Origin of the sequence: Paracoccus indicus, from assembly GCF_003056335.1 — a bacterium.
Lineage (GTDB): Bacteria > Pseudomonadota > Alphaproteobacteria > Rhodobacterales > Rhodobacteraceae > Paracoccus > Paracoccus indicus.
This window is the reverse complement of sequence record NZ_PYWA01000004.1, coordinates 265,288-292,015: the sequence shown is the minus strand read 5'-3', so window position 1 is coordinate 292,015 and position 26,728 is coordinate 265,288. Positions and strand designations below refer to the sequence as shown.

Annotated in this window: 23 protein-coding genes; 19 read left to right on the top strand and 4 right to left on the bottom strand. The window is 65.2% G+C overall.

From position 1 onward, the window contains the following. Positions 1–37: 37 nt before the first annotated feature. From DDE75_RS08845 to DDE75_RS08820, 6 genes are all read left to right on the top strand, one after another. Positions 38–1,000: a calcium-binding protein gene (locus DDE75_RS08845; RefSeq protein ID WP_108502002.1), complete on the top strand. Its 963-nt coding sequence runs from the start codon at positions 38–40 to the stop codon at positions 998–1,000. A gap of 157 nt (positions 1,001–1,157) precedes the next feature. Then, positions 1,158–1,427: a 30S ribosomal protein S15 gene (gene rpsO / locus DDE75_RS08840; protein ID WP_108502001.1), complete on the top strand. Its 270-nt coding sequence runs from the start codon at positions 1,158–1,160 to the stop codon at positions 1,425–1,427. Positions 1,428–1,650: 223 nt separating this feature from the next. After that, positions 1,651–3,792 (top strand): polyribonucleotide nucleotidyltransferase, encoded by a 2,142-nt coding sequence (gene pnp, locus DDE75_RS08835; protein ID WP_108502000.1) that lies wholly within the window; start codon positions 1,651–1,653, stop codon positions 3,790–3,792. Between the two features lie 144 nt (positions 3,793–3,936). Next, on the top strand, positions 3,937–4,716 hold the full coding sequence (locus DDE75_RS08830) for a hypothetical protein (protein ID WP_108501999.1): 780 nt from the start codon (positions 3,937–3,939) through the stop codon (positions 4,714–4,716). 75 nt (positions 4,717–4,791) lie between these two features. Next, complete coding sequence (locus DDE75_RS08825; RefSeq protein ID WP_108501998.1) at positions 4,792–5,592, top strand: hypothetical protein; 801 nt, start codon at positions 4,792–4,794, stop codon at positions 5,590–5,592. Further along, on the top strand, positions 5,577–6,407 hold the full coding sequence (locus DDE75_RS08820) for a glycosyltransferase family 2 protein (RefSeq protein ID WP_245894670.1): 831 nt from the start codon (positions 5,577–5,579) through the stop codon (positions 6,405–6,407). Before DDE75_RS08825 ends, DDE75_RS08820 begins: the two co-directional genes overlap by 16 nt. Positions 6,408–6,440: 33 nt before the next feature. Here the strand turns inward: DDE75_RS08820 and DDE75_RS08815 are convergent, their stop codons facing one another. Then, positions 6,441–7,097, bottom strand: a complete 657-nt coding sequence (locus tag DDE75_RS08815) for a peroxiredoxin (protein WP_108501996.1) — start codon at positions 7,095–7,097, stop codon at positions 6,441–6,443. 159 nt (positions 7,098–7,256) lie between these two features. Here DDE75_RS08815 and DDE75_RS08810 point away from each other — a divergent pair, with 159 nt between their 5' ends. Next, positions 7,257–8,708, top strand: coding sequence for an aldehyde dehydrogenase family protein (locus DDE75_RS08810; RefSeq protein WP_108501995.1), 1,452 nt, complete (start codon positions 7,257–7,259; stop codon positions 8,706–8,708). A 73-nt stretch (positions 8,709–8,781) separates the two neighbouring features. On the opposite strand, the gene DDE75_RS08805 is transcribed toward DDE75_RS08810, so the two are convergent. Together DDE75_RS08805 and DDE75_RS08800 are read right to left on the bottom strand one after the other, a co-directional pair. Next, positions 8,782–9,483, bottom strand: coding sequence for a response regulator transcription factor (locus tag DDE75_RS08805; RefSeq protein ID WP_108501994.1), 702 nt, complete (start codon positions 9,481–9,483; stop codon positions 8,782–8,784). Next, positions 9,480–11,378, bottom strand: a complete 1,899-nt coding sequence (locus DDE75_RS08800) for a hybrid sensor histidine kinase/response regulator (RefSeq protein ID WP_108501993.1) — start codon at positions 11,376–11,378, stop codon at positions 9,480–9,482. Before DDE75_RS08800 ends, DDE75_RS08805 begins: the two co-directional genes overlap by 4 nt. 181 nt (positions 11,379–11,559) lie before the next feature. On the opposite strand from DDE75_RS08800, the gene DDE75_RS08795 reads away from it, so the two are divergent. From DDE75_RS08795 to DDE75_RS08740, 12 genes are all read left to right on the top strand, one after another. Next, complete coding sequence (locus DDE75_RS08795) at positions 11,560–13,536, top strand: AMP-binding protein (protein ID WP_108501992.1); 1,977 nt, start codon at positions 11,560–11,562, stop codon at positions 13,534–13,536. After that, the gene (locus tag DDE75_RS08790; RefSeq protein ID WP_108501991.1) at positions 13,533–14,354 is read left to right on the top strand and encodes an ABC transporter ATP-binding protein; all 822 of its coding nucleotides are present in this window, start codon (positions 13,533–13,535) and stop codon (positions 14,352–14,354) included. The genes DDE75_RS08795 and DDE75_RS08790 overlap by 4 nt, the downstream gene beginning before the upstream one ends. A 33-nt stretch (positions 14,355–14,387) precedes the next feature. Continuing rightward, a complete protein-coding gene (locus DDE75_RS08785; protein ID WP_162798957.1) occupies positions 14,388–15,374 on the top strand; it encodes a branched-chain amino acid ABC transporter permease in 987 nt (328 codons plus the stop codon). 45 nt (positions 15,375–15,419) lie between these two features. Continuing rightward, positions 15,420–16,496, top strand: a complete 1,077-nt coding sequence (locus tag DDE75_RS08780; RefSeq protein ID WP_108501989.1) for a branched-chain amino acid ABC transporter permease — start codon at positions 15,420–15,422, stop codon at positions 16,494–16,496. A gap of 55 nt (positions 16,497–16,551) precedes the next feature. Next, positions 16,552–17,835, top strand: a complete 1,284-nt coding sequence (locus DDE75_RS08775; protein ID WP_108501988.1) for an ABC transporter substrate-binding protein — start codon at positions 16,552–16,554, stop codon at positions 17,833–17,835. A gap of 55 nt (positions 17,836–17,890) precedes the next feature. Beyond that, positions 17,891–18,712, top strand: coding sequence for an ABC transporter ATP-binding protein (locus DDE75_RS08770; protein WP_108501987.1), 822 nt, complete (start codon positions 17,891–17,893; stop codon positions 18,710–18,712). Positions 18,713–18,724: 12 nt separating this feature from the next. After that, positions 18,725–19,945, top strand: coding sequence for a phenylacetate--CoA ligase family protein (locus DDE75_RS08765; protein ID WP_108501986.1), 1,221 nt, complete (start codon positions 18,725–18,727; stop codon positions 19,943–19,945). Between the two features lie 93 nt (positions 19,946–20,038). Further along, the gene (locus DDE75_RS08760) at positions 20,039–20,803 is read left to right on the top strand and encodes a flagellar motor protein MotB (protein ID WP_108501985.1); all 765 of its coding nucleotides are present in this window, start codon (positions 20,039–20,041) and stop codon (positions 20,801–20,803) included. Between the two features lie 75 nt (positions 20,804–20,878). Beyond that, on the top strand, positions 20,879–22,180 hold the full coding sequence (locus tag DDE75_RS08755) for a flagellar hook protein FlgE (protein WP_108502097.1): 1,302 nt from the start codon (positions 20,879–20,881) through the stop codon (positions 22,178–22,180). Between the two features lie 22 nt (positions 22,181–22,202). Further along, the gene (flgK, locus tag DDE75_RS08750) at positions 22,203–23,633 is read left to right on the top strand and encodes a flagellar hook-associated protein FlgK (protein WP_108501984.1); all 1,431 of its coding nucleotides are present in this window, start codon (positions 22,203–22,205) and stop codon (positions 23,631–23,633) included. A 2-nt stretch (positions 23,634–23,635) separates the two neighbouring features. Next, positions 23,636–24,649: a flagellin gene (locus DDE75_RS08745; protein WP_108501983.1), complete on the top strand. Its 1,014-nt coding sequence runs from the start codon at positions 23,636–23,638 to the stop codon at positions 24,647–24,649. Beyond that, positions 24,649–25,752, top strand: a complete 1,104-nt coding sequence (locus DDE75_RS08740) for a flagellar basal body P-ring protein FlgI (protein ID WP_108501982.1) — start codon at positions 24,649–24,651, stop codon at positions 25,750–25,752. Before DDE75_RS08745 ends, DDE75_RS08740 begins: the two co-directional genes overlap by 1 nt. Here the strand turns inward: DDE75_RS08740 and DDE75_RS08735 are convergent, their stop codons facing one another. Then, entirely contained in the window at positions 25,753–26,688 is a 936-nt protein-coding gene (locus DDE75_RS08735) for a glycosyltransferase (protein WP_108501981.1), read from the bottom strand. Positions 26,689–26,728 lie beyond the last annotated feature (40 nt).

Below are 26,728 nucleotides of genomic sequence, written 5' to 3'. Positions count from 1 at the left end.
GTCGGCAGGTTGCCGGTCGCTTGTGGGGTCCGTTGCGATGCTGTTCATTGGTGGAATTCTCAGTCTGGTCATGGCGGGGCTGATGGTGGACATCAGCGCGTTGACTTCCTCGGGCGGCGATGGGGATGAGGATCCGGACGCCACACCCGAAGATGATAACGATCTGCCTCCGATGCTGCCCGAAGGCGAACCCGAGGCCGCGGCACCGGCGCCCGAACCGGATGCGCCCGCGGGTCCCGACAACGAAGACGATGCCGTCGAACTGATCGGAGACGATCAGACCGATCTGCTGATGGGAGGCGATCTGGGCGACGTGATCCACGGCAATGGCGGCGACGACGACCTGCGGGGCGGATTGGGCGACGACCTGATCTATTCGGGCGAGGGCGACGATTGGGTGCAGGGCGATGCCGCCTATGGCGCGGGCGGCAATGACACCATCCATGGCGAGGCGGGCGACGACATGCTGGCGGGGCAGGGCGGCGACGACCTGATCTTCGGCGATTCGGGTGACGACACGCTGTTCGGGGGCGAGGGGGGCGACACGCTCTTCGGTGGCGCGGGCGATGACATCCTTGCGGGGCACGAAGGCGACGACGTTCTGGTCTCGACCGAGGGCAGCGACGATCTGGACGGCGGGGATGGCGACGATGTGCTGATCGGCCACGACGGCCCCGAGACCGTCTGGATGAACGGCGGCGAGGGGGACGACACGCTGATGCCCGGCGCGCATGATTTCGCCTCGGGGAACGGTGGCGGCGACAGCTTCGTGCTGCGCGACACGGCCGACGGTTTTCCCACCATTGCCGATTTCGACGCCTCGCGCGATCAGATCGAACTGCATCTGGACCCCGATGCGGCTCGTGATGCGCAGGTCACGCTGGACCGCGATCAGGACGGCACGTGGCTCTTGTCGGTCAACGGCCATCCGGTCGGGCGGCTGCTGCAGGATGGCGGGCTGACGGCGGCGGACGTGCGCATCGTGTCGCCGCTGCCCTGATATTGCCGCACCCTGCAAGGCGGGGCTTTTCTTTTTCGCCGCATTGTCCTATACGCCCGCATCCGCCGGGCCATCGTGTCCGGCTGACGACTTCACGGGCCTGTGCTGGACGACATCCCGGCCTGCGCCATCACCCCTAATCCGGAAGGAGATCCCGATGTCGATCACCGTCGAAGAAAAAGCCCGCCTGATCAAGGAATTCGGTACCAAGGAAGGTGACACCGGTTCGCCGGAAGTCCAGGTCGCGATCCTGACCTCGCGCATCACCACCCTGACCGAGCACTTCAAGTCGCACAAGAAAGACAACCACTCGCGTCGTGGTCTGTTGATGATGGTCGCACAGCGCCGCAAGCTGCTGGACTATCTGAAGGGCAAGGAAGAAGCACGCTACACCGCCCTGATCGGCAAGCTGGGCATCCGCCGCTGATCAGATCGGGTCGATCGACCAGGAACGCCCGCGGCGCAAGCCGCGGGCGTTTTTCGTTGCCGCGCCCCCCACTTCCCAAACAGCGCGTTTTCCTGTATCTGCCGTCCTATCTGCGACGTGAGGTCCAGCCCCGGGGCACATGCAAAGGATAGGGGCGGCGGCAATGGGGCCGCCATATGACACGGGGTGACCGGAGGGCCGGAACACTCCCAGAGGAAATCAGATGTTTGATGTAGTGAAGAAATCGATCCAGTGGGGCCAGGAAACCCTGACGCTGGAAACGGGCAAGGTTGCCCGTCAGGCCGACGGCAGCGTCATCGCCACCCTGGGCGAGACCAGCGTCATGGCCAACGTCACCTTCGCGAAGGAACCCAAGCCCGGGCAGGATTTCTTCCCGCTGACGGTTCACTATCAGGAAAAATACTATGCCGCCGGCAAGGTGCCGGGCGGTTTCTTCAAGCGCGAGGCGCGTCCGACCGAGAAGGAGACGCTGACCGCGCGCCTGATCGACCGTCCGATCCGCCCGCTGTTCGCACCCGGCTTCAAGCATGAAGTGCTGGTCATGTGCACCGTGCTGAGCCACGATCTGGTCAACGATCCCGACATGGTCGCGATGATCGCCGCATCCGCTGCGCTGACGATCTCGGGCGTGCCGTTCATGGGCCCCATCGGTGCGGCCCGCGTCGGCTTCGCAAACGGCGAATACGTGCTGAACCCCGAGGTTCAGGACATGGACCAGCTGCGCAACAACCCCGAACAGCGCCTGGATCTGGTCGTCGCCGGCACCAAGGACGCCGTGATGATGGTCGAATCCGAAGCCTACGAGCTGTCGGAAGCCGAGATGCTGGGCGCCGTGAAATTCGGTCATGACGCCATCCAGCCGGTCATCGACCTGATCATCGATCTGGCCGAGGACGCCGCGAAAGAGCCCTTCGACTTCCAGTCGCCGGACTACAGCGCGCTCTACAACCGCGTGAAATCCATCGGCGAGGCCGACATGCGCGCCGCCTATGCGATCCGCGACAAGTCGCACCGTCAGGACGCGATTGCCGCCGCCAAGACGAAGGTCAAGGAACAACTGTCCGAGGACGAGCTGGCCGATGCCAACCTCGGCTCGGCGCTGAAGAAGCTGGAATCGGGCATCCTGCGCGGTGACATCATCAGCGGTGGCGCCCGCATCGACGGCCGCGACACCAAGACCGTCCGCCCGATCGTCAGCGAAGTGGGCATCCTGCCCCGTACCCACGGTTCGGCGCTGTTCACGCGCGGCGAGACGCAGGGCCTGGTCGTGACCACGCTCGGCACCGGTGACGATGAACAGATCATCGACGCGCTGCACGGCAACTATCGTTCGAACTTCATGCTGCACTACAACTTCCCGCCATATTCGGTCGGTGAAGTCGGTCGCGTGGGTTCGCCCGGTCGTCGCGAGATCGGCCACGGCAAGCTGGCATGGCGCGCGCTGCAGGCGGTTCTGCCGGCGGCAACGGACTTCCCCTATACCATCCGCGTCGTCTCCGAGATCACGGAATCGAACGGCTCGTCCTCGATGGCGTCGGTCTGCGGTGGTTCGCTGTCGATGATGGATGCGGGCGTTCCGCTGAAGGCACCGGTCGCAGGCGTCGCCATGGGTCTGATCCTGGAAGACGACGGTCGCTTTGCCGTTCTGACCGACATCCTGGGTGACGAAGACCACCTGGGCGACATGGACTTCAAGGTGGCGGGGACCGAAAACGGCATCACCAGCCTCCAGATGGACATCAAGGTCGCGGGCATCACGCCCCAGATCATGGAACAGGCGCTGGCACAGGCCAAGGATGGCCGCATGCACATCCTGTCCGAAATGTCGAAGGCCCTGACCGAAGGTCGCCAGGAATTCAGCGCCCACGCCCCGCGCATCGAGACGATGCAGATCCCGACCGACAAGATCCGTGAAGTGATCGGTTCGGGCGGCAAGGTCATCCGCGAGATCGTGGAAGTCTCGGGCGCCAAGGTCGACATCAACGACGAAGGCATCATCAAGATCGCCTCGGCCAACGGTGAATCGATCAAGAAGGCCTATGACATGATCTATTCGATCGTGGCCGAGCCGGAAGAAGGCAAGATCTACACCGGCAAGGTCGTCAAGCTGGTCGATTTCGGTGCCTTCGTGAACTTCTTCGGCAAGCGCGACGGCCTGGTGCACGTCAGCCAGATCGCGAACCGTCGTTTGGGTCACCCGAACGAGATCCTGAAAGAGGGTCAGGAGGTCAAGGTCAAGCTGCTGGGCTTCGACGATCGTGGCAAGGTCCGCCTTGGCATGAAGATGGTCGACCAGGAAACCGGCGCCGAGATCGACGAGAACGCTGCCGAAGCGAACGCCTGATCTTTGATCGCGTGAACTGTGAAAGGGGCGCCCCGTCGGGCGCCCCTTTTCGTTGGCCCCGCCGCAAGCATCGCGATTGACGATCCGCCGTACCGCTGCGATCCTTGCCGCCCTGCGATTGCCGCCAGAAAGGCCAAGGTGCCGATGCCCGATCTGACCCTGCTTCGGCTGCTGCGCCGCATGCACGTCTTCCTGCGCCTGCCGGTCATCAAGGCGCTGCACCGTCGCCATGGGCCACGGCTGTCCCTGTCGCCCGAACAGTTCCGGGGCAAGCGCGTGCTGATCCTGGGGCCGGCACGGACCTTGGCCGAGGATCTGCAGACGGTCGACTCTTCGCGATACGATCTGATGGTGAAGATGAACAACGGGTTGGATACGCCGGTGCCTCTGCCACTTGGTCAGGAATTGCGCTGCGATATCCTGTTCCACTGCGCGACCCGCGATGCCCGCCCGATCACCAAGGCCAAGCTGCAGCAGGCCGGGGTGGAACTGCTGGTGCATCGGACGCCTACCAAAAGCGGCTTTCTGCAGACGCTGCTGCTGGATGCAGGTTTCAGGGGACAACTGCAGGTGCGCCACATCGATTGGCAGCAGCATCGCGATCTTGCCGGTCAGCTTGGCGGGGCCAGTCCGACGACGGGCCTGCTGGCGGCCTGTTTCTTTCTTGGCGCGCCCGTGGCCGAGGTGGGGATCGTCGGCTTCACCTTCTTCTCGACCGCCTATCAGCCCGGCTATGACGATTGCGTCAGCTCGGACGCGCAATCGGTCTGCCGGATCATCGAAAAGGGCCATCACGCACCATCCGCCGAGGCCGCACTTCTGTCGCGCAGGATCGAGGCCGCACGCGACAGGGGCGTGGTCGTGACCCTTGGCCCCAAGGTGGAGGCGGCCATGCAATCCTGCGCCGCGCGTCATGCGGGTTGACCACGGCCTGTTGCAACCCTGCCGCCACTCGGGCGATACAGGCGTTTCATGCCGTCGCCGGAAAGGACCCGCTGAATGAGCCAAGACGATCCCGTCCTGATCCTGACGATGAAATGGGGCACGCTCTACAGCAGCGATGACGTGAACCGCTTGGCGGCGCAGGTGCGCAGGCATCTGGACCGGCCGCATCGGTTCATCTGCTTCACCGATGATGCCAAGGGCCTCGACCCGCGGATCGAGGCGCGCCAATTGCCGCAACTGGGCCTGCCTGCCGGGCATGGCGACACGCGTTGGCGCAAGCTGGCCTTGTTCCGGCGCGACCTGGGGGCGGATGACGGGCCTGCCCTGAGCGGAACGGCGCTGTTTCTGGATATCGACCTGGTGGTGGTGGACGATCTGGCGCCCTTCTTCGATCTGCCGGGCGATTTCTTCATCATCCGCGATGACGACCTGTTCCGCCCCAAGCCTCTGCGCAAGGTGAACCCGGCGCGGGATCGCTTCCTGCACAGCGTCGGCAACTCCAGCGTCTTCCGCTATGCCGTTGGCGAACATGCCTATGTGCTGGATGCCTATCTGGCCGATCCCGCCGCCGCGACGCGGGAGTACGAGATCAGCCAGCAGTTCCAGTCGGCGCAATTGGCCAAGCACGGGCATCTGCACTATTGGCCCCGCGAATGGTGCGTCAGTTTCAAGAACCACTGCGTGCCGCGCAACCTGCTGTCCTATGCCCGTGATCCCTCTCTGCCCGAGGGGGCAAGGATCGTGCTCTTCGCCGGCGCCCCCAAGATGGAGGACGTCTTTGCCGGTCGCGGCCATAAATGGTATCGCCGCATCGGCAATATCGACTGGCTGCGCAAGGCGTGGGAAAACCCGTGATCCGCGACGCCTTCCGCCGGTTCAAGCACCGCCGCCGCATCGCCCGCGCCCTGGCCGAGATCGAGGCGCGTCCGCAGGGGCAGGGCAGGCCGCACGGGCTGCCATCGCAGCTGATCGTGTCGCTGACCAGCTATGCCGCGCGCTTCGGCACGCTGGAACACACGCTGCGGGCCGTCACCCGCCAGACGGTCCAGCCTGATCGCGTGATCCTGTGGCTGGATGAAGCCGACCGTGATGCCCTGCCTGACGCGATCCGGCGAATGGCGGCGGTGCAGGTGGCGTTTTGCCCCGATTGGCGGTCCTACAAGAAGATCGTGCCGACCCTGCTGGATCATCCCGATGCGCATATCGTGACGGCGGATGACGACGTCCATTACCCCGCCGACTGGCTGGAGGGGTTGGTGGGCGCGGTGCATGACGGCGCGCGCATCGCCTGCCATCGCGCGCATCGGGTGATGATGTCGGGGACAGCGCCTGCGCCCTATGACGACTGGCAACATAACATCACCGCGCCCGAGGAATCACCGCTGGTGTTCCAGACCGGCGTCTCGGGGGTGATCTATGCGCCGGGATCGCTGCATCCGGATGTGACGCGGGACGATCTGTTCACGCGGCTTGCGCCCAGTGCCGATGATGTCTGGCTGTACTGGATGGCGCGTCTGGTAGGCACGCAGCCCCGCAAGATCGGCCCCAAGGCCCGCATTCTGGAATGGGAGGGCAGTCAGACCACCAATCTGCGCCAAGACAACCGGCAAGGCAGCGGCAATGATCGCGCCATTGCCGCGCTGATGGATCATTACGGATGGCCTGAATGAAACGCCCCGCCGATCGGGCGGGGCGCAGATGGATCAGGCCGGATCCTTGGCATAGCGCAGATAGGGCAGCTTGATGTCCAGCGGGCCGAATTTCTCGGTCGCGGCGGCATCGTCCAGCGACAGCGCCACGATCACGTCCTGTCCCGGCACCCAGTTGGCGGGGGTGGCGATCGGCACGCCGTCGGTCTTCTGCACCGCGTCCAGCGCGCGCAGGATCTCGGCGAAGTTGCGGCCCACGGACATGGGATAGGTCATGGTCAGGCGGACCTTCTTGTCCGGCCCGATGATGAAGACGGTGCGCACGGTGGCCGAATGGGCGGGCGTGCGACCCTCGGTCGGCAGATAGTATTCGGCGGGCAGCATGTCATAGGCCTTGGCCACGGTCAGATCGCTGTCGTCGATGATGGCGAAATTCGCCGGAACGCCCGCAACCTTGGAAATGTCGGATTTCCACTTCTGGTGGTCGTCCACGCTGTCCACCGACACGCCCAGAACCTTGGTGCCGCGCTTCTCGAACTCGGGTGCCAGCTGGGCGACGGCGCCGAATTCGGTGGTGCAGACCGGCGTGAAGTCGCGCGGATGGCTGAAGACGATCGCATAGCTGTCGCCGATCCAGTCGTGGAAGCTGATCTGGCCCTCGGTCGAATTGGCGATGAAATCGGGGGCGGTGTCGTTGATGCGCAGGGACATGTGGCGTCCTTTCCGTGGGTTGCGTTGGCCTCAACATAAGCAGCCCGTCGTGGATTGCCAGTGGGCCGAGGCCGTGGACCTTATGTCCATGCCGCGCGGGCTTGCGGCGGCGTCCCCGTGGTGACAGGCTGCCCGCCGAACATGGACCAGGAGAGTCAGATGTCCCAGGTACTGGACAAGCGCAAATTCTATATCGACGGCGCATGGGTGGATCCGGCGGTCGCGAACGACCTCGAGGTGATCGACCCTTCGACCGAGGAGGCCGTCGCCGTCATCAGCCTGGGCGGTCAGGCCGATACCGATGCCGCCGTCGCCGCCGCCAAGCAGGCCTTCCCGGCATGGTCCGCCACGCCGCCCGCCGAACGCCTGGCGATGGTCGAGAAGATCCTGGCCATCTATCAGAAGCGGGCCGAGGACATGGCCTGGGCCATCAGCCACGAGATGGGCGCCCCGGCAGAGATGTCGCTGAACAACCAGGTCGCCAGCGGCACCTTCCACATCACCAACTTCATCGAGGCGTTCCGCGACTTCCAGTTTGTGCGCCCCTTGGGCGATCATGCCCCTACGACGATGATCTCATGGGAGCCTGTGGGCGTCGTGGGGCTGATCACGCCTTGGAACTGGCCGATGAACCAAGTGACGCTGAAGGTCATCCCGGCGCTGCTGGCGGGCAATACCTGCGTGCTGAAGCCGTCGGAAATCGCACCTCTCAGCTCGATCGTCTTCGCCGAGATCCTGGAGGAGGCGGGACTGCCCAAGGGTGTCTTCAACATGGTCCATGGTGACGGTCCGGGCGTTGGCACGCAGCTGTCCACCCATGACGATGTCGAGATGATCAGCTTTACCGGATCGACCCGCGCGGGCATCGCCATCACCAAGGCGGCCGCCGACAGCCTGAAGAAGGTCGTGCTGGAGCTGGGCGGCAAGGGCGCCAACATCGTCTTTGCCGATGCCGACGATGCGGCGGTCGCCCGCGGCGCCAAGCATTGCTTCAACAACACCGGTCAATCCTGCAATGCGCCCACCCGCATGCTGGTCGAGCGTTCGGCCTATGACCGCGCGGTCGAGGTCGCCACGCAGGTTGCCAACGACACCAAGGTCGCCAGCGCCCATGCCGATGGCCGCCATATCGGTCCCGTCATCAGCAAGGCCCAGTGGGACAAGATCCAGGGCCTGATCCAGAAGGGCATCGACGAAGGCGCGCGTCTGACCGCTGGCGGCACCGGGCTGCCCGAAGGCGTGAACCGCGGCTATTTCGTCCGCCCGACGGTCTTTGCCGATGTGACGAACGAAATGACCATCGCGCGCGAGGAGATCTTCGGTCCCGTCCTCTCGATCATCCCCTTCGAGGATGAGGAGGAGGCGATCCGCATCGCCAATGACACGCCCTATGGCCTGACGAACTATGTCCAGTCGCAGGACGGCGCCAAGCGCAACCGCGTTGCGCGTCAGCTGCGCGCGGGCATGGTCGAGATGAACGGCGAATCGCGCGGGGCAGGGGCGCCCTTCGGCGGGGTCAAGAAATCGGGCCGCGCCCGCGAAGGCGGGATCATGGGGCTGGAGGAGTTCATGGACAGCAAGGCCATCAGCGGTTGGGACCGCGACGCCTGAGTGATTGCCTGCCCTGACAGGCAGGCGGAGGCGGGGGGCCAGCCCCCCGCACCCCCCGATCACGCCACCGGGGTCAGTCCAGTTCCGCAAGGAAGATATAGCCCGCGCCATAGATCGTCTTGATCAGGCGCGGGTTTTTCGGATCCTCGCCCAGCTTGGTCCGCAGCCGCGAGATGCGCACGTCCATCGCCCGATCAAAGCTGTCGCCCGCCGATCCGCCAAGCGTTTCCAGCATCTGGGCGCGGGTGATCAGGCGTCGCGGATTGTCGGTGAACATGCGCAGCACCTCGGCCTCGGCATGGCTGAGGGGGGTTTCGACACCCTCGGGGGATGTCAGCAGGTAGCGGTCGAAATCGGCGCTCCACCCGGCAAAGCGCAGGGTGCGGGCGCTGCGGGTCTGGGCTTGGGCGGGCTTGCGCAGGCGGGCGCGGATGCGGGCCACGACCTCGGAGGGTTCGAAGGGCTTGATGATGTAATCGTCGGCGCCCAGCTCCAGCCCGGTGATCCGGTCCTGCACCTGCGACCGCCCCGAGATGATGATGATCGCCGCCCCCGATTCCGTCGCCAGCCGATGCACCACCGCCAGCCCGTCGCGGTCGGGCAGGCCCAGATCGATCAGGCAGACGTCTGGCGTGATGCGGCGCAGCGCGGCCTCGAATTCGGTGGCACGGGCGAAGGATTGGGTGCGAAAGCCCGCCTGCTCCAGGGCTTGGGACAGTAGGTGTCGGATCTGGGGTTCGTCGTCCAGGATGGCGATCAGGGGGGTGTCGGTCATGGCTGGTCTTTCGTGGCCTCGGCCAATGCCGCGGCAAGGCGGGCCGAGGTGAAGGGTTTGGTCAGCACCGGCCCGGCGCTACGACGGCGCAGCGCGTCGCCCGGCGGCAAGGACGTCATCAGCAGGATCGGCACGGGCGCGGCGAGGTCAAGCCCCAGCCCGTCGCCCAGCTGGATGTCCGAGAGGATCAGCGTCAGGCCGGGAAGGTCGGTCAGGGCGGTCGCCTCGGCCAGGGATGCGGCCTCGATCACGGCATGGCCCAAGCCCGTCAGCTGGTCGCGCACCTGCGCGCGGATGGCGTCGTCATCCTCGACCAGCAGCACCATCTGGGGCACGACCGGGCGCCAGGGAAGGCGCAGCGTCACGCGGGCACCCGTGCAGGTATTCTCGAGCCGCAAGGTACCGCCCGCCAGCTTGGTCTGATCATAGACCATCGACAGGCCCAGTCCCGATCCCTGACCACCCTTGGTGGTGAAGAAGGGCTGGGTGGCACGGGTCAGCGCCTCGGGGGTGAAGCCGGGGCCGGTATCGCTGACCGCGATCTGCAGCCAATCGCCGCTGCGCCCCGCGGCAAGCGTGATGCAGCCCCCCGGGCCGGTCGCGGCATCGGCGTTCAGGATCAGGTTCAGCAGCGAATCCTGCAGCGCGTCGGGGTCCAGCAGCAGGGGGCCGGGGAGGTCCGACAGTTGCAGGTCCAGCCGCGTGCCTTCCGACAGGGACGGGCGCGCCAGGGTGGCCACCTGCCTGCACAGCGCGGGCAGGTCCACGGGGTGCAGCGACAGGTCGCGTTCGCCGCTGATCCGCGCCAGCCGGTTCAGCAGATCGGCCCCGCGCCGTGCGGCCGCAAGGGTGGCCTGCACATCGCGCTGTGCATCGGGGGGCAGGTCGGACCCCGCCAGTCGCGATTGCAGTCCCAGGATGATCGTCAGCAGGTTGCCGAAATCATGCGCCATCCCCGATGTCAGCTGCGCGGCCAGGCTGCGCTTGCCGGCATGGGCCAAGGCTTCGCGCGCCTGCACCTCGGCGCTGACATCGGTCGAGAGGATATAGACGCCCGCCCCCTGCCGGTCGGGCGTCAGCGCGATGCGGATGCGCCGGCCTGATGTAGGATGCGTGATCTCGAACACCTGCGGATCGCCCGCCAGCGCGCGGGTCATATAGGGCAGCAGCATGGCGAAAGTCTGCGCCCCAAGCGCGCGTTCCACCGTCAGTCCGACGATGTCATCCGCCGCGCCCGGAAAGATTGACGGCAGCCTGCGGTTCGAGAAGGTATAACGGAACTGCGCATCCATATGGGCGATATGGGCGGGCACCATCTCGGTCACCTGGCGGGTGCGGGCCTCGGTCCGGGTCAGGATGCGCTGCGCCTCGGAGAGGGCGGCGTTGGTCGCGGCCAGCTGACGGTTCGCGGCGGCCAGCCGTTCGGCGTTCTGCAGCACCTGGTCGGACAGTTCTGCCGAGCGGGCGCGCAGCAGCGATTCCTGGCGCTTGATCTCGGTGATGTCGGTATAGACTGTGACCCATCCGCCCTGGGTCAGGGGGGCGCCTTCGACCGCGACCCAACGGCCATCGGCGCGCTGGCGTTCGAAGTAATGCGGCTGGAACTGGCGGGCCTGCGCCACGCGATAGGCAACGGCCGCATCTGGGTCGTCCTGAGGGCCGTATTCGCCGCGAAGGACCAGGAAGCGGATCGTGTCCTCGAAACTGGCACCGGGTTGGGTCAAGGCGTCAGGCAGGTCGAACATCGCCTGATACTGGTTGTTGGCGACCGCCAGCTGCAGGTCGGCATCGAAGATCGACAGCGCCTGCCCGATCAGGTTCAGACCCGAACGCGTCAGGTCGGCGCGGATGCGCGCCTTGTTCAGGGCGCCCGCCTGCTGGTCGTCGTGATGCATCTGCCCCCCACGGATGATCGCGCGACAGGGATAGCACCGGGGGGCGATCCGCGGAAGCGCTGTAACATTTTGTTGGAATTGCGACAAACTGCGGCAAAGATTGGTCCCGACAGTAAAGCTGTCACCGTGGCGGAGGAGGTCACGGGCGACATTGCGCCCGACGCGCAACGAGGGAGGAGACATGACGGACCGGCAGACGCCTTCGGGCGAATTGCGTTCTATTCCCGCGCTTCTGGCGCGGAATGTGGCCCGTTTCGGCGACCGGCCGGCTTACCGCGAAAAGGAATACGGGATCTGGCAAAGCTGGACCTGGTCGCAGGCGGCCGATGAAATCCGCGCCATGGCCTTGGGGATGCTGGATCTGGGCCTGCAGCCCGGCGACCATGTGGCGGTGATCGGGCGCAACCGTCCGGCGCACTACTGGGGGATGATCGCGGCCCAGATGTGCGGCGCGATCCCCGTGCCCCTGTATCAGGACGCCGTCGCCGAGGAGATGACCTATGTGCTGGGCCATTGCGGCGCGCGCATGGTGATCTGCGGCGATCAGGAACAGGTGGACAAGGTCATCGAGGTCGAACGCACCATCGATGCCATCGACCGCATCATCTATACCGACGCGCGGGGTCTGCGGAAATACGACCACGCGCGCATGAACTCGGTGGCCGACCTGCAGGACCGGGGGCGCAAGGCCGCCGACCGCCTGGGGGCTGAACTGGACGCGCGGACGGCGGCGCTGGATTACGACAGCACCTGCGTCATGTTGTACACCAGCGGCACCACCGGCAAGCCCAAGGGCGTCGTTCTGTCCAACCGCAACATCATCGAAACCGCCAGGAACAGCAGTGAATTCGACCACCTGACCGAGGGCGAGGAGATCGTCGCCTATCTGCCGATGGCCTGGGTGGGCGATTTCATCTTCTCGATGGGGCAGGCGATCTGGTCGGGCTTCACCGTGAACTGCCCCGAGGGCGCGCATACGATGATGACCGACATGCGCGAGATCGGGCCGACCTATTTCTTCGCCCCGCCGCGGGTCTTCGAAACCCAGCTGACATCGGTGATGATCCGGATGGAGGATGCGGGCCGCATCAAGCGTTGGCTGTTCAAGCGCGGCATGGACGTCGCCCGCCGCGCCGGGCCGTCTTTGCTGGATGGCAAGCCGGTGTCCTTCGGCGACAGGCTGGCCTATGGGCTGGGCCGCATCTTCGTTTTCGGGCCGCTGAAGAACACGCTTGGCCTTTCCCGCGTCCGCGTGGGTTATACCGCCGGAGAGGCCATCGGCCCCGAGATCTTCGATTTCTATCGCAGCCTGGGCATCAACCTGAAGCAGCTTTATGGCCAGACCGAGGCATCGGTCTTCATCACCCAGCAGCCCGACGGGCAGGTGCGGTCCGACACGGTCGGCGTGCCCAGTCCCGGCGTCGAGGTCCGCATCGGCGACAACGGCGAGGTCTATTACCGCAGCCCCGGCACCTTCGTCGAATATTACAAGAATGCCGAAAGCACGGCATCGACCAAGGACCCCGAAGGCTGGGTCGCCACCGGCGATGCGGGCTTCTTCGAGGAGGCGACCGGCCATCTGCGCATCATCGACCGCGCCAAGGACGTCGGAAAGATGGCCGATGGCACGATGTTCGCGCCCAAATACGTCGAGAACAAGCTGAAGTTCTATCCCAGCATCCTGGAAGCCGTGGTCATCGGCAACGGACGCGATTTCTGCACCGCAATGATCAACATCGACCTCTCGGCGGTGGGCAATTGGGCCGAACGCAACAACATCGCCTATTCCAGCTATCAGGAACTGGCGGGGCATCCGCAGGTCTATGCCTCGATCAAGGATCACATCACCGAGGTCAACAAATCCGTGGCGCAGGACCCCATGCTGTCGGGCTGCCAGGTGCATCGCTTCCTGGTGCTGCACAAGGAACTGGACCCCGATGACGGAGAGATGACCCGCACCCGCAAGGTCCGCCGCGCCGTCATCAACGAGAAATTCGCCGATCTGGTGGGCGCGCTCTATGACGGGTCGGACAGCATCCACACCCGCACCGAGGTCACCTATGAGGACGGCCGCAAGGGACAGATCAGCGCGACGCTGCAGATCATGGACGTGCCGGTCTTCGGCGATGCGGCACAAACGAAGGTGGCGGCGCAATGAACAGCATGACCAGTGACGGCTATATCACCGCCGACGGACGCCAGATCGGCGGCAAGCTGATGGAGCTGAAGAACATCACCCTGCGCTTTGGTGGCGTGGTGGCCATCAAGGACATCAGCTTCGACATCCGCCAGGGCGAGATCCGCGCCATTATCGGCCCGAACGGCGCCGGCAAGTCCAGCATGCTGAACGTGGTCTCGGGCTTCTATCACCCGCAGGAGGGCGAGGTCTGGTTCAAGGGCCAGCGCCGCCAGCCGATGAAGCCGCATCAGGTGGCAGGCTTGGGCGTCGCGCGGACCTTCCAGAACATCGCCCTCTTCGACGGGATGAGCGTCCTGGACAACATCATGACCGGCCGCCTGAAGAAGATGAAGGCGGGCTTTCTGTCCCAGGCCATCTGGTGGGGCAAGGCCGAGCGCGAGGAGAACGAGAACCGCGCCGCCGTCGAACGGATCATCGACTTTCTGGAGATCCAGAACATCCGCAAGACGCCCGTCGGTCGCCTGCCTTACGGGCTGAAAAAGCGCGTCGAGCTGGCGCGTGCGCTGGCCGCCGAACCGCAGCTGCTGCTGCTGGACGAACCGATGGCCGGCATGAACGTCGAGGAAAAGGAGGACATGTCCCGCTTCATCCTGGACGTGAACGACGAATTCGGCACCACGATCTGCCTGATCGAACATGACATGGGCGTGGTGATGGACCTGTCCGACCGCGTGGTCGTGATGGATTACGGCCGCAAGATCGGCGACGGCACCCCCGACGAGGTTCGCAACAACCAGCAGGTGATCGACGCCTATCTGGGGGTGGCCCATGAATGATCCCCGCCCTGATTTCCACGCGAGAAGGAGCCTGTGATGGACCAGCTGATCTTCGCATCCGAGGTGATGCTGAACGGCTTGATGACGGGCGTGATGTACGCGCTGGTGGCGCTTGGCTTCGTGCTGATCTTCAAGGCCTCGGGGGTGTTCAACTATGCCCAGGGCGTGCTGGCGCTGTTTGCCGCGCTGACGCTGGTGGGCATCCAGAACGGGCAGGTGCCCTTCGCGCATCTGATCAACGCGGCCTTCGGCACCAGCCTGCATCATTTCGGCTGGACGGTGCCATCCATCCTGGCCGTCGCGCTGACCGCGCTGGTCATGGTGGGGCTGGCCTTCCTGATCGAGAAGCTGGTCCTGCAGCATCTGGTCGGACAGGAGCCGATCATCCTGTTCATGGCGACCATCGGCCTGGCCTATTTCCTTGAAGGGCTGGGCGACGTGATGTGGGGCGCCGACATCAAGACGCTGGACGTGGGCCTGCCGCAGGGGATCTCGGAAAGCATCGAGAGCGTGACGGATAGCTGGTTCGGCTATGGCTATTTCATCGACCGGCTGGACATCTGGGCCACGGTGATCGCGGCGCTTCTGGTCGCGGCGCTGGTCGCCTTCGCCCAATACACCAAGCAGGGGCGCGCCATGCGCGCCGTGGCCGACGACCATCAGGCGGCACTGTCGGTGGGCATCAGCCTGCGCTTCATCTGGGTGATGGTCTGGTCGATCGCGGGCTTCGTGGCGCTGGTCGCGGGCATCATGTGGGGCACCAAGTCCGGCGTGCAGTTCAGCCTGTCGCTGATTGCGCTCAAGGCGCTGCCGGTGCTGATGCTGGGCGGCTTCACCTCGATCCCCGGCGCAATCGTCGGCGGGCTGATCATCGGCGTGGGCGAGAAGCTGTTCGAATTCGCCATCGGCCCGATGGTCGGCGGCGCGACCGAGAACTGGTTCGCCTATGTGCTGGCGCTGCTGTTCCTGGTGTTCCGACCCCAGGGCCTCTTCGGCGAACGCATCATCGAGCGCGTGTGACGGGCGCCCAAGCCCCACGAATGGACGTATCAGAGGAGAGCCGCGATGCTGTATCGTGAGGCAGGCGATTTCAAGACAAGCTACCGGGACGACAGCCAGACCTTTCCGATCAAGCTGGAACGCTGGGGTTACTACGCGGTCGTCGCGCTGGCCTTTGCGGTCGTGCCCTTCGTCATCAACGACTATTGGGCCAGCGCGGTGCTGGTGCCGTTCCTGATCTATGCAATCGCGGCCATCGGGCTGAACATTTTGACGGGCTATGCCGGGCAGGTCAGCCTGGGGACGGGCGGCTTCATGGCGGTGGGCGCCTATTCCGTCTACAAGCTGATGACCGCCTTTCCCGATGTCAGCCTGCTGATCCACGTCGTGCTGGCGGGCATCATCACCGCCATCGTGGGCGTGCTGTTCGGCCTGCCGTCGCTGCGGATCAAGGGCTTCTACCTGGCCGTCGCCACGCTGGCCGCGCAGTTCTTCCTGGTCTGGCTGTTCAACAAGGTGCCGTGGTTCTACAACTATTCCGCCTCGGGGCAGATCACCGCGCCGACCCGCACCTTCATGGGCGAGGCGATCAGCGGACCCGCGGCCTCGGCGCCGGCGAAATACCTGGTCTGCCTGTCCTTCGCCTTCCTCGTGGCCTGGATGGCGCGAAACCTGACGCGCGGCAGCATCGGTCGCAAGTGGATGGCCATCCGCGACATGGACATCGCCGCCGAGATCATCGGCGTGAACCCCCTGCGCGCCAAACTCTCGGCCTTCGCCGTCAGCAGCTTCTTCATCGGCATGGCGGGCGCGCTTCTGTTCGCGGTCTACCTGGGCGCGGCCGAGGTGGGCGAGGCCTTCGGCATCAACAAGAGCTTCCTTGTCCTGTTCATGATCATCATCGGCGGGCTTGGCAGCATCTTCGGCAGCTTTGCAGGCGCGGCTTTCCTGGTCCTGTTGCCGGTGCTGCTGAAGAACCTGCTGGTCGGCAACTTGGGCTGGCCCACCGATCTGGCCGCCCATATCGAGCTGATGATCGTCGGCGCGCTGATCGTGACCTTCCTGATCGTCGAGCCGCACGGGCTGGCCCGCCTGTGGTCGCTGACCAAGGAAAAGCTGCGGCTGTGGCCGTTCCCGCACTGATCTTTCATCGAAGAACCGGGCAACCGGCATCGCATATCTCTGGGAGGAGACCCGCATGAAACTGAAGTTCCCCGCCATCGTCGCTGCCGCCACGATGCTTGCAGCCCCCGCCATGGCCGATCTGATCGTGCCCAACATGTCCTATCGGACCGGCCCCTATGCGGCCAACGGCATCCCCTATGCCGACGGCTTCGCCGATTACTTCACGCTGCTGAACGAACGCGACGGCGGCATCGGCGGACAGAAGGTCCAGGTCCCCGAATGCGAGACCGCCTATAACACCGAAAAAGGCGTCGAATGCTACGAGGCGCTGAAATCCCAGAACCCGCTGGTGCTGAACCCGCTGTCCACGGGCATCACCTATCAGCTGATCCCCAAGATCGGCGTCGACGGGATCACGCTCTATACGCCCGGCTATGGCCGGACCTCGGCCAAGGACGGGTCGGTCTTCGAATGGGTGTTCAACGCGCCCGCCAACTATTGGGACGGCGCCTCGGTCGCGGTGAAGCACATCCTGGACCAGGAAGGGGGCGACCTGACCGGCAGTAAGATCGCACTGGTCTATCACAACAGCGCCTATGGCAAGGAACCGATCCGCACCCTGCAGGAACTGTCCAAGAAGCACGGGTTCGAACTGTCGGAACTGCCCGTCGATGCGCCGGGGCAGGAACAGAAGTCGCAATGGCTGCAGATCCGCCGCGACAAGCCCGACTATGTCATCATGTATGCCTGGGGCGTCATGAACCAGGTCGCCATCCAAGAGGCCGTGAACATCCGCTTTCCGATGGACAAGTTCATCGGCATCTGGTGGTCGGGTTCGGAAAACGACGTGAAGCCCGCAGGGGCCGGGGCCGAGGGCTACAAGGCGCTGACCTTCCATGGTGTCGGTCAGGAATACCCGCTTTACGACGATCTGAAACAGTATGTCTATGACGCGGGCAAGGCCGCGGGCGCGGGCGATCAGACAGGCACCGTGCTCTATTCCCGTGGCGCCTATGCCGCGCTGGTCATTGCCGAGGCGATCGCCAAGGCGCAGGAACTGGCTGGCACCGCCGAGATCAACGCCGCCCAGATGCGCGACGGCTTCGAGGCGTTGGACATCACCGCCGAACGCATGGTCGAGCTGGGCCTGCCCGACTTCGGTGCGCCGATCCAGCTGTCGTGTGAAAACCACGGTGGCGACGGTCTGGGACGCATCCAGCAATGGGACGCGGCAGCCGGTCAGTGGAACCTGATCACCGACTTCATCGAACCGGATGCCGAGATCCTGGACCCGCTGATCAAGGAAGACAGCCAAGCCTATGCATCCGAGGCCGGTCTGACCCCGCGCTGCAACTGATACCCTGCCGGCGGCGGGTCATCCGCCGCCGGTCCACCACCGAAAGGGGCCGCCCATGTTCGACGCCGAACACCGCGAGACGCTGCTGGAAGTCAACAATATCGAGGTGATCTACAATCACGTCATCCTGGTGCTGAAGGGCGTCAGCCTGTCCGTTCCCAAGGGCGGTATCACCGCGCTGCTGGGGGGCAACGGCGCGGGCAAGACGACCACGCTGAAGGCCATCTCGAACCTCTTGGCCAGCGAAAGGGGCGAGGTGACCAAGGGCAGCATCACCTACAAGGGGGAAAAGGTCGCCCGCCAGAACCCGGCCGCCCTGGTCAAGAAAGGCGTCATCCAGGTGATGGAGGGCCGCCATTGCTTCGAACACCTGACGGTCGAGGAAAACCTGCTGACCGGCGCCTATACCCGCAGCGATGGCGGGGCGGCGGTGAAGCGCGATCTTGAGATGGTCTATGAATATTTTCCCCGCCTGCGCGAACGCCGTAAAAGCCAGGCGGGCTATACCTCGGGCGGGGAACAGCAGATGGTCGCCATGGGTCGCGCCCTGATGTCGCGCCCCGAGATGATCCTGCTGGACGAACCCTCGATGGGCTTGGCCCCGCAGCTGGTCGAACAGATATTTGAAATCGTAAAGGCCGTGAACGAGGGCGAAGGCGTCACCTTCCTTCTGGCCGAACAGAACACCAACGTGGCCCTGCGCTATGCCCACGAAGGCTATATCCTGGAAAACGGCCGCGTCGTGATGGAGGGTCTGGCGCGCGAACTGCGCGAGAACCCCGACGTCAAGGAATTCTATCTGGGCATGTCCGACGAGGGGCGAAAATCCTTCCGCGACACGCGCAGCTATCGCCGCCGCAAGCGCTGGCTGGCCTGAGGGGACCGAATCATGCCATCAAATTACGACGAATTGGAAACCCGCGATCAGGCCGCACGCGACAAGGCGCTGGCCGAGGCGCTGCCCCTTGCCATCACTCGCGCCAAGACGGCCCCCGCGCTTGCCCGGCTGCTGCGCGATGTCGATGCAGGACAGATCACCACGCGCGAGGCGCTGGCAAGCCTGCCGGTCATCCGCAAGGCGGAACTCTCCGAGGCGCAGCGCAAATCGCCGCCCTTCGGCGGTTATACGACGCGACTGGCGGCCGAATTCGACCACGTCTTTCAAAGCCCCGGTCCCATCTATGAACCGGGGCGGCGGGACGGCGACTGGTGGCGGTTGGGGCGGTTCCTGCATGCCTCGGGCGTGGGGCGGGGCGACATCGTGCAGAACTGCTTCGGCTATCACCTGACGCCTGCGGGGATGATGTTCGAATCCGGTGCGCGGGCGGTCGATGCTGCCGTGCTGCCCGCGGGGACGGGGCAGACCGAACTGCAGGTCCGGGCGGCGGTCGATATCGGCACCACCTGCTATGCCGGGACGCCCGACTTCCTGAAGGTCATTCTGGATCGTGCCGACCATATGGGCGAAACGCTGTCCTTCACCCGCGCGGTCGTGGGGGGCGGTGCGCTGTTCCCCTCGCTGCGTCAGGCCTATGCCGACCGGGGCATCGTCACGCGCCAATGCTATGCCACCGCCGATCTGGGCAACATCGCCTATGAATCCGAGGCGCTGGAGGGGATGATCGTCGACGAAGGCGTCATCGTCGAGATCGTCCGCCCCGGCACCGGCGATCCGGTCGCCGAGGGCGAGGTGGGCGAGGTTCTGGTGACCACCCTGAACCCGGATTACCCGCTGATCCGCTTTGCCACCGGCGACCTGTCGGCGGTGATGGCAGGCATAAGCCCTTGTGGCCGAACCAACATGCGCATCAAGGGGTGGCTGGGTCGTGCCGATCAGACGACCAAGATCAAGGGCATGTTCGTGCGCCCCGAACAGGTGGCCGCGCTGGTCGCCCGCCATCCCGACATCGCCCGCGCCCGCGTCATCGCCGACCGCCGCGACCAGATGGACGTGATGACGGTGCAGCTGGAAACCACGCAGCAGGATGCCTCGGGGTATGCGGGAAGCATCCTCGATACGCTGAAGCTGAAGGCCGAGGTGGAGCTGGTCCCCGTCGGCAGCCTGCCCAACGACGGCAAGGTAATCGAGGATCGGCGCAGCTATGACTGAGCCCCGCCAAATAGCGCGCATTTGATGCGTTAACTTGCTTGCAACCCTGACAGAGGCGACATTGACCCCTGACCAGACAAACGGGGTGGCGACATGGCTGCGGGCAAGGGTGCGAATGGCGCGCCGATCATCATCAAGCGGATCGAGGCCGCCCCCGAAGGCGGCCATCACGGCGGCGCATGGAAGGTCGCCTATGCGGATTTCGTGACCGCCATGATGGCCTTCTTCCTGCTGATGTGGCTGCTGAACGCCACCAGCCAGGAACAGCGTGAAGGTCTGGCGCAATATTTCACCCCCAGCATCGCGCGCACCTTGGGTGCGGCGGGCGATGGCACCGAGGAAGGCGTGCGCCATGCTGTCCAGGCCGCGCTGCCGGACAGCGAACGCGCCGGGGATTTCGACCAGGTGGCCAAGGCGGTCCAGGACAGCCTGACAGGCACGGGCGCCGAATCCATGCAGCTGACCAACCTGCTGAAACATGTGGTCACCCGCATGACGGACGAGGGGCTGGTGATCGAGCTGACCGATCTGACCGACGCCCCCCTGTTCGTCGAGGATACCGGCCAGCCGATGCCCGAACTGACGGATCTGGTCGCGGTGATCGCCCGCGTCATTGGGCGCACCCGCAACCAGATCGCGCTTTCGGGGCATGTGCGATCCTATCCCGAGATGATGGTCGCGAACCCGGTCTGGCCCTTGTCCGACGCCCGCGCCCATACCGTGCGCAACCTGCTGGAGCGCGCGGGTTTCGATGACAAGCGTATCCAGCGCGTCACCGGATATGCCGACCGCAAGAACCGTTCGGGCAATCCGATGGCCCCGGAAAACAACCGGATCGAGCTGATCCTGCTGCGCTGAGGGGCGCCATTATCCGAATCTTAAGCCTTGTCGGACAGGATGGTGGACAACACTGAACCGGAAGGGTGTCTGTCCATGTCCATCTCCTCTGCAATGAATGCCGGCGTGGCCGGGCTGGCGGCAAACTCGTCGCGGCTTGGCACGATCTCGGACAATATCGCGAATGCCTCGACCTATGGCTACAAGCGCGTCGAAACGGAATTCGACTCGATGGTCGTGGGGCAGGGCACCGGGCTTTATACGGCGGGCGGCGTGCGCGGATCGACGCAGCGCATCATTTCGCAGGACGGGGCGGTCGTGACGACCTCGAACCCCCTGGATTTGGCGATGACGGGGCGGGGGTTCCTGCCGGTGGCGGGGGCGGCCGATGTCGCCAGCGGCGATCAGCCCAGCCTGCTGATGACCCGCACCGGGTCCTTCCGCCCCGACGCGCAGGGCCTGTTGCGCACCGAAAGCGGGCTGGTGCTGATGGGTTGGCCCACGGCATCGGATGGCAGCATGCCATTGGTTTCGCGCGACACCCCGACGGCACTTGAACCGATCCGCATCGATGCGAACAAGCCGATGGGCGATCCGACCACGCAGGTCCGCATCGGCGCCAACCTGCCCGCGACCGATACCGGACCCACGGGGACCGGAGCCGCGCTGCCGCTGAAGGTCGAATATTACGGCAACCTCGGCACCTCGGAATCGCTGGACATGAGCTTCACCCCCGTTCCGGGGCAGAACGGCGAGCTGTCGAACACCTGGCAGGTCCAGATCCGCGACAGCGCCTCGGGCGGTGACGTGGTGTCGGCATTCCAGATCGTCTTCGACGACAGCCAAGAGGCGGGCGGCACCATCCGCGAGGTCACGCAGATCGCAGGGCTGCCCTATGATCCCGCGACCGGCACCATTCCTTTGGACGTGGGTGGCGGAGCGCTCGACATGTTCATCGGAAAACCGGGCAGCGATGCCGGGTTGAAGCAGTTGGCGACCAGCTTCTCCTCCTCGAACATCTCGCGCAACGGATCGCCCGTGGGCCAGCTGGTCACGGTCGAGGTCGATGCCGAGGGCAAGGTCAATGCCACCTATGACACGGGCTTCGTCAAGACGCTGTATCGCGTGCCCGTCGTCAATGTGTCGAACCCCAATGGGCTGATCGCGCTGGAAGGCCAGGCCTTCAAGCCTTCGCTGGCCTCGGGCAGCTTCTTTCTGTGGAACGCGGGTGACGGGCCGACGGGCGCGATCGCGGGCTATGCGCGGGAATCCTCGACCACCGACATCGCGCAGGAACTGACGGATCTGATCACCACGCAGCGGGCCTATTCCTCGAACGCCAAGATCATCCAGACCGTGGATGAGATGCTGCAGGAAACCACCAACATCAAACGTTGATCGCGCCAGCAGGAGGCCGTGAATGAGCATTGCCAAGGCCATATCCAGCGCCATGTCGGGCCTGACCGCGACGGCGCGCGGCACCGAAACGGTCGCCGCGAACCTTTCGAACGTCATGACGCCCGGATACGCCCGCCGCGACATGCAGGTCAGCGCACAGACAGTGACCGGGGGCGTGAAGGTCGACGGGATCGCCCGGATCGTCAATTCCAGCCTGTTGGCGGAATCGCGGCTGGCGGGGTCGGCAATGTCGGCCGCCAGCACGCGAAACGCCTTTCAGGTCCGGATGGAGGCCACGGTCGGGCTGCCCGGGCAGGCGGGGTCGCTTGGCGTCGCGCTGAACGGTTTTCAGGCGGCCCTGGGTTCGGTCGCGACCCGTCCCGACGACGATCTGCGTCTGGCGCAGGTCGTTTCCACGGCGTCGACCCTGGCCGATCGTCTGAACCAGGCATCCATGACCGTTCAGGACGCGCGCAGCACGGCGCAGCAGGGGATCGCATCGGATGTGGCGGTGCTCAATGCCTCGTTGGAGCGGGTGGCCTATCTGAACGCGCGGATCGCGGTCCTGGACGCGGATGGGACCGATGCCTCGCCCCTGATGGACGAACGCCAGCAGGTGATCGACCGCATCGCGGGCATCGTCCCCGTCCAAGAGGTCGCGCGCGAGGCGGGCAAGGTCGCGCTGTTCACCGCCGAGGGCGCCGTCCTGCTGGATGGCAGCCTGCCCGCGCGGATCGAGTTTCAGGGTGCGGCCCAAGTGACCGCCGGGCAGACCGTCGGTGCGCCCTTGCAACTGCTGACCTTCAACGGCACCCCGCTGAGCCAGGCGCAGATGCGGCTGTTCGGCGGTGGATCGCTGGAGGCGAACTTCCAGATCCGCGACCAGCTGGCCCCCGACACGCAGGCAGATCTGGATGCGTTGGCCTTCGACCTGCACGAACGCCTGGCCAGCCCGCAGGTCGACCCGACCCTTGCTGCAGGGGATGCGGGGCTGTTCACCGATCAGGGTGCGCGGGCAACGCAGGCCGATATCACCGGTCTTGCCGGTCGGCTGGCGGTGAATGTGGCCGCCGTGGACACCCCCTGGCGTCTGCGCGACGGTTTGCAGGCAGGCGCGCAGGGTCCGGTCGGGGCATCGGGCGTTCTGAACGGCATGCTCTCGGCGCTGGAGGCGACGCGTGAACCGACTTCGGGCGGGGTGCAGGGCAATGCGACGCTGAACACGCGGTTCGGCACGATCGAGGCGAAGGTCTCGACCGACCGCGTCAATTCGGACGCCGATCTGGCAATCCGCAGCAGCCGCCAATCGACCATACAGTCCAGCATCCTGGCCGATGGCGTGGATAGCGACGCCGAGATGCAGAAGCTGCTGCAATACGAACAGAGCTATGCCGCCAATGCGCGCGTGCTGCGTGCCGTCGACGACATGCTGGAACAGATCCTGGGGATTTAATCATGAGCCTTAACAGTATCGGCGATCAGGCCCGCAACTTTGCCATGCAGCAGGCCACCAACAGGCTGAAGACCACGATAACGACCCTGACGCAGGAGATGTCGACGGGCGAGGTTGCCGATCTGGGCCAGCGCCTGCAGGGCAACACCCGCGCCCTGAACGAGATCGAGGGCCGCCTGTCGAAGACCACCCAGTTGCAGCAGAACGCCTCCGAGGCGGCGATCCAGTTCCAGGCCATGCAGGACATCTTCGACGGCGTGCGTTCGGTCACCAACGACCTGGGCGTGAACCTGCTGAGCGATCCCTTCGCCGTCAGCACCGCCCAGCTGGGGACGCGCGCGACCGAGGTGGCCAACGCCCTCGGCACCGTCATCGAGCGCCTGAACGGGATGGAGAGCAACCGCTATCTGCTGTCAGGGCTGGCCAGCGATCAGCCGCCGCTTGTCCCGGCCGACCAGATGCTGGACAGCCTGCAGGCGGTGACGGCGGGCCTGACGACGGCGGATCAGATCGGCGCGGCGATCACCGAATGGTTCGACGCGCCGGCGGGGGCTGGCGGGTTTCTTGACACGGCCTATCGCGGGACGACCGGCGATGCTGCCAAGATCCCGGTGACCGAACGCCAGACGGTGCAGGTGACGACCTCGGCTGCGTCACCGGCGGTACGTGATCTACTGAAGGGGCTGGCGACGGCGGCGATCCTGGATCGCGGCGCCTTGGCCGACCAGCCCGACGAACGCGCGGCCCTGCTGCGTCAAAGCGGCCACGCCCTTGTCGCCGCCGACGCGGGCCTGCTGGGTGAGATGGGCCGCATCGGGTTGGAACAGCAATCCGTGGCGCGGGCGCAAAGCGAAAATGCCTCCGTGATCAGCACGCTTCAAGTGTCGCGCAACGACATCCGCAGCGCCGATCCCTATCAGACCGCGACCGCTCTGACCGAGGTTCAGACCCAGATCGAGACGCTGTTTGCCGTCACTGCGCGCCTGTCGCGCCTGAACCTGGTGGACTACCTGTGATGCGGGCGCTGCTCTCGGCACTGATGGTCTGGGTGGCGGTGGCGACATCCGCCCTTGCCATCCCGGTGCGCATCAAGGATCTGGCCGATTTCGACGGTGTACGCGGCAACGATCTGGTAGGATACGGTCTGGTCGTGGGTCTGGACGGCTCGGGCGACGGCATGCGCAACGCCCCTTTCACCGAGGAAATGCTGGCCAGCCTGCTGGAACGCCTCGGCGTCAATGTCACCGATGAGGCGCTGCGGTCCAAGAACGTGGCAGCCGTCATCGTCACCGCCGCCCTGCCGCCCTTCGCGCGCTCGGGCAGCCGCATCGACGTCAGCGTCTCGGCCATCGGTGATGCCAAAAGCCTGCTGGGCGGAACGCTGGTGATGACGCCCCTGAAGGCGGCGGATGGGAACATCTATGCGGTCGCGCAGGGGTCGATCATCGCGGGCGGCGTGGCGGCCCGAGGCGATGCGGCGCGTGTCGTCGAAGGCGTCCCCACCACCGGCAGCATCCCCGTCGGCGCCCGTGTCGAACGCGAGGTTGAGTTCGACTTTGCCGGCATCGACGACATCCGCATCGCGCTGCGCAACGCCGATTTCACCACCGCCACCCGGGTCGAGGATGCCATCAACCGTGATTTCAACAAGGCGCTGGCGGTCACATTGGACAGCGGCACGGTGGTCGTGAACTTTCGCGGTCTGGGCGACGTGAACCCCGCCCGCGTCGTGGGCCGGATCGAGAACCTGCTGATCGAACCCGAGGATCGCGCCAAGGTCGTCATCGACCACAAGTCCGGTACCATCGTCGTGGGCGAAAGGGTCCGCATCTCGCGCGTGGCGGTCTCGCAGGGGAACCTGACACTGCGGGTCAGCGAGGCGCCGGTCGTATCCCAGCCCAATCCTTTCGCCGAGGGCGAGACCGTCACCGTCCCGCGCACCGATGTGGAATTGCGCCAGGAACCCGGAATCGGTTTCGTCGAGGTGGCGGGCGAAACCAATCTCTCGGATCTGGTCGACGGGCTGAATTCGCTTGGCGTGCGCCCGCGCGACATGATCGATATTCTCAAGTCAATCCATTCCGCCGGGGCGCTGCATGCCGATCTGATCATCGAGTGATCAGCAGCGGCGCAGCCGCCCAGCCGCCACCGTCGCGGCCAGTGCCGCACTGCCTGCCGCCGTCTGCCGGTAGAGCCCTGCCCGACGCATCGTCAGCAGGGCTTTCGGCCCCGGTTGCGTCAGCATCGCATCGATCTGGTCCAATATCCGGCGGTTCTGCGGCGTCAGGTGGTCGCGCATCGGCACCAGTGCCGCGTGGTTGGCTGCCATCCACATCCCGAACTCACCCGCCAGCAGCTTGCGCATCCGGACTGCCAGCGCGGGAAGGGTATCGTTTCGCCCGACCTCGGCCTGGTCATGCTGGCGGTACAGCAGCACTGGGCGCGGGTCGTGCCACAGAGCAGCCCCCGCGCCTGAAGTCAGCTGATAGGCCCACCAATCGTGCGACACGACCCCGGCGTGCCGCGCCGATCCGGCCCCCCGCCGCAGCAGCTCCGCCGCGGGGGCATTGAAGACCGAGGTATTGCCTGCCATGATCGCCTGCACGGCTGCATTGCGGAACCCCAGGGGGCGCGGAAAATGGCGCGATTGTGCCACGGGGCGCAACTGCATGTCGGCAATGATGGTGCGCGCGGCGTAATGGGCGGGGCCATCCTGTCCGGCCAGGTAATCCACCGCCCATTCCAGCTTGTTCGGCAACCATTTGTCGTCCTGATCGCAAAAGGCAATCATGGCACCTTCGGGGGTTCTGTCGATCAGGGACAGGAAGTTCGCCGTCGCCCCCTGCGCGGGGCCTTGCACCAGCTGTACCTGTCCCGGGGCCATCCGGTCGGCAAAATCGCGCACGATCCGGCATGTGTCGTCGCGCGACCCGTCATCCGAGACGATCAGCGACCAGGACCGGTGCGTCTGCGCCGCGATGCTTTCCAGCTGCGTGGCGATATGGTCGCCCCCCTGATAGCTGGCCAGCAGGATCACGACATGGGCGGCGGTCATCGGAACCTCGGGGTCGTTGAAACGTCGAAAGGCCGGGACG

What these genes read in the sequence shown, in the direction of transcription:
- DDE75_RS08845 (WP_108502002.1), top strand. Translation starts at nt 38, where the DNA reads ATGCTGTTCATTGGTGGAATTCTCAGTCTGGTCATGGCGGGGCTGATG.
- rpsO (WP_108502001.1), top strand. Translation starts at nt 1,158, where the DNA reads ATGTCGATCACCGTCGAAGAAAAAGCCCGCCTGATCAAGGAATTCGGT.
- pnp (WP_108502000.1), top strand. Translation starts at nt 1,651, where the DNA reads ATGTTTGATGTAGTGAAGAAATCGATCCAGTGGGGCCAGGAAACCCTG.
- DDE75_RS08830 (WP_108501999.1), top strand. Translation starts at nt 3,937, where the DNA reads ATGCCCGATCTGACCCTGCTTCGGCTGCTGCGCCGCATGCACGTCTTC.
- DDE75_RS08825 (WP_108501998.1), top strand. Translation starts at nt 4,792, where the DNA reads ATGAGCCAAGACGATCCCGTCCTGATCCTGACGATGAAATGGGGCACG.
- DDE75_RS08815 (WP_108501996.1), bottom strand. Translation starts at nt 7,097, where the DNA reads ATGTCCCTGCGCATCAACGACACCGCCCCCGATTTCATCGCCAATTCG.
- DDE75_RS08810 (WP_108501995.1), top strand. Translation starts at nt 7,257, where the DNA reads ATGTCCCAGGTACTGGACAAGCGCAAATTCTATATCGACGGCGCATGG.
- DDE75_RS08805 (WP_108501994.1), bottom strand. Translation starts at nt 9,483, where the DNA reads ATGACCGACACCCCCCTGATCGCCATCCTGGACGACGAACCCCAGATC.
- DDE75_RS08800 (WP_108501993.1), bottom strand. Translation starts at nt 11,378, where the DNA reads ATGCATCACGACGACCAGCAGGCGGGCGCCCTGAACAAGGCGCGCATC.
- DDE75_RS08795 (WP_108501992.1), top strand. Translation starts at nt 11,560, where the DNA reads ATGACGGACCGGCAGACGCCTTCGGGCGAATTGCGTTCTATTCCCGCG.
- DDE75_RS08790 (WP_108501991.1), top strand. Translation starts at nt 13,533, where the DNA reads ATGAACAGCATGACCAGTGACGGCTATATCACCGCCGACGGACGCCAG.
- DDE75_RS08780 (WP_108501989.1), top strand. Translation starts at nt 15,420, where the DNA reads ATGCTGTATCGTGAGGCAGGCGATTTCAAGACAAGCTACCGGGACGAC.
- DDE75_RS08775 (WP_108501988.1), top strand. Translation starts at nt 16,552, where the DNA reads ATGAAACTGAAGTTCCCCGCCATCGTCGCTGCCGCCACGATGCTTGCA.
- DDE75_RS08770 (WP_108501987.1), top strand. Translation starts at nt 17,891, where the DNA reads ATGTTCGACGCCGAACACCGCGAGACGCTGCTGGAAGTCAACAATATC.
- DDE75_RS08765 (WP_108501986.1), top strand. Translation starts at nt 18,725, where the DNA reads ATGCCATCAAATTACGACGAATTGGAAACCCGCGATCAGGCCGCACGC.
- DDE75_RS08760 (WP_108501985.1), top strand. Translation starts at nt 20,039, where the DNA reads ATGGCTGCGGGCAAGGGTGCGAATGGCGCGCCGATCATCATCAAGCGG.
- DDE75_RS08755 (WP_108502097.1), top strand. Translation starts at nt 20,879, where the DNA reads ATGTCCATCTCCTCTGCAATGAATGCCGGCGTGGCCGGGCTGGCGGCA.
- flgK (WP_108501984.1), top strand. Translation starts at nt 22,203, where the DNA reads ATGAGCATTGCCAAGGCCATATCCAGCGCCATGTCGGGCCTGACCGCG.
- DDE75_RS08745 (WP_108501983.1), top strand. Translation starts at nt 23,636, where the DNA reads ATGAGCCTTAACAGTATCGGCGATCAGGCCCGCAACTTTGCCATGCAG.
- DDE75_RS08740 (WP_108501982.1), top strand. Translation starts at nt 24,649, where the DNA reads ATGCGGGCGCTGCTCTCGGCACTGATGGTCTGGGTGGCGGTGGCGACA.
- DDE75_RS08735 (WP_108501981.1), bottom strand. Translation starts at nt 26,688, where the DNA reads ATGACCGCCGCCCATGTCGTGATCCTGCTGGCCAGCTATCAGGGGGGC.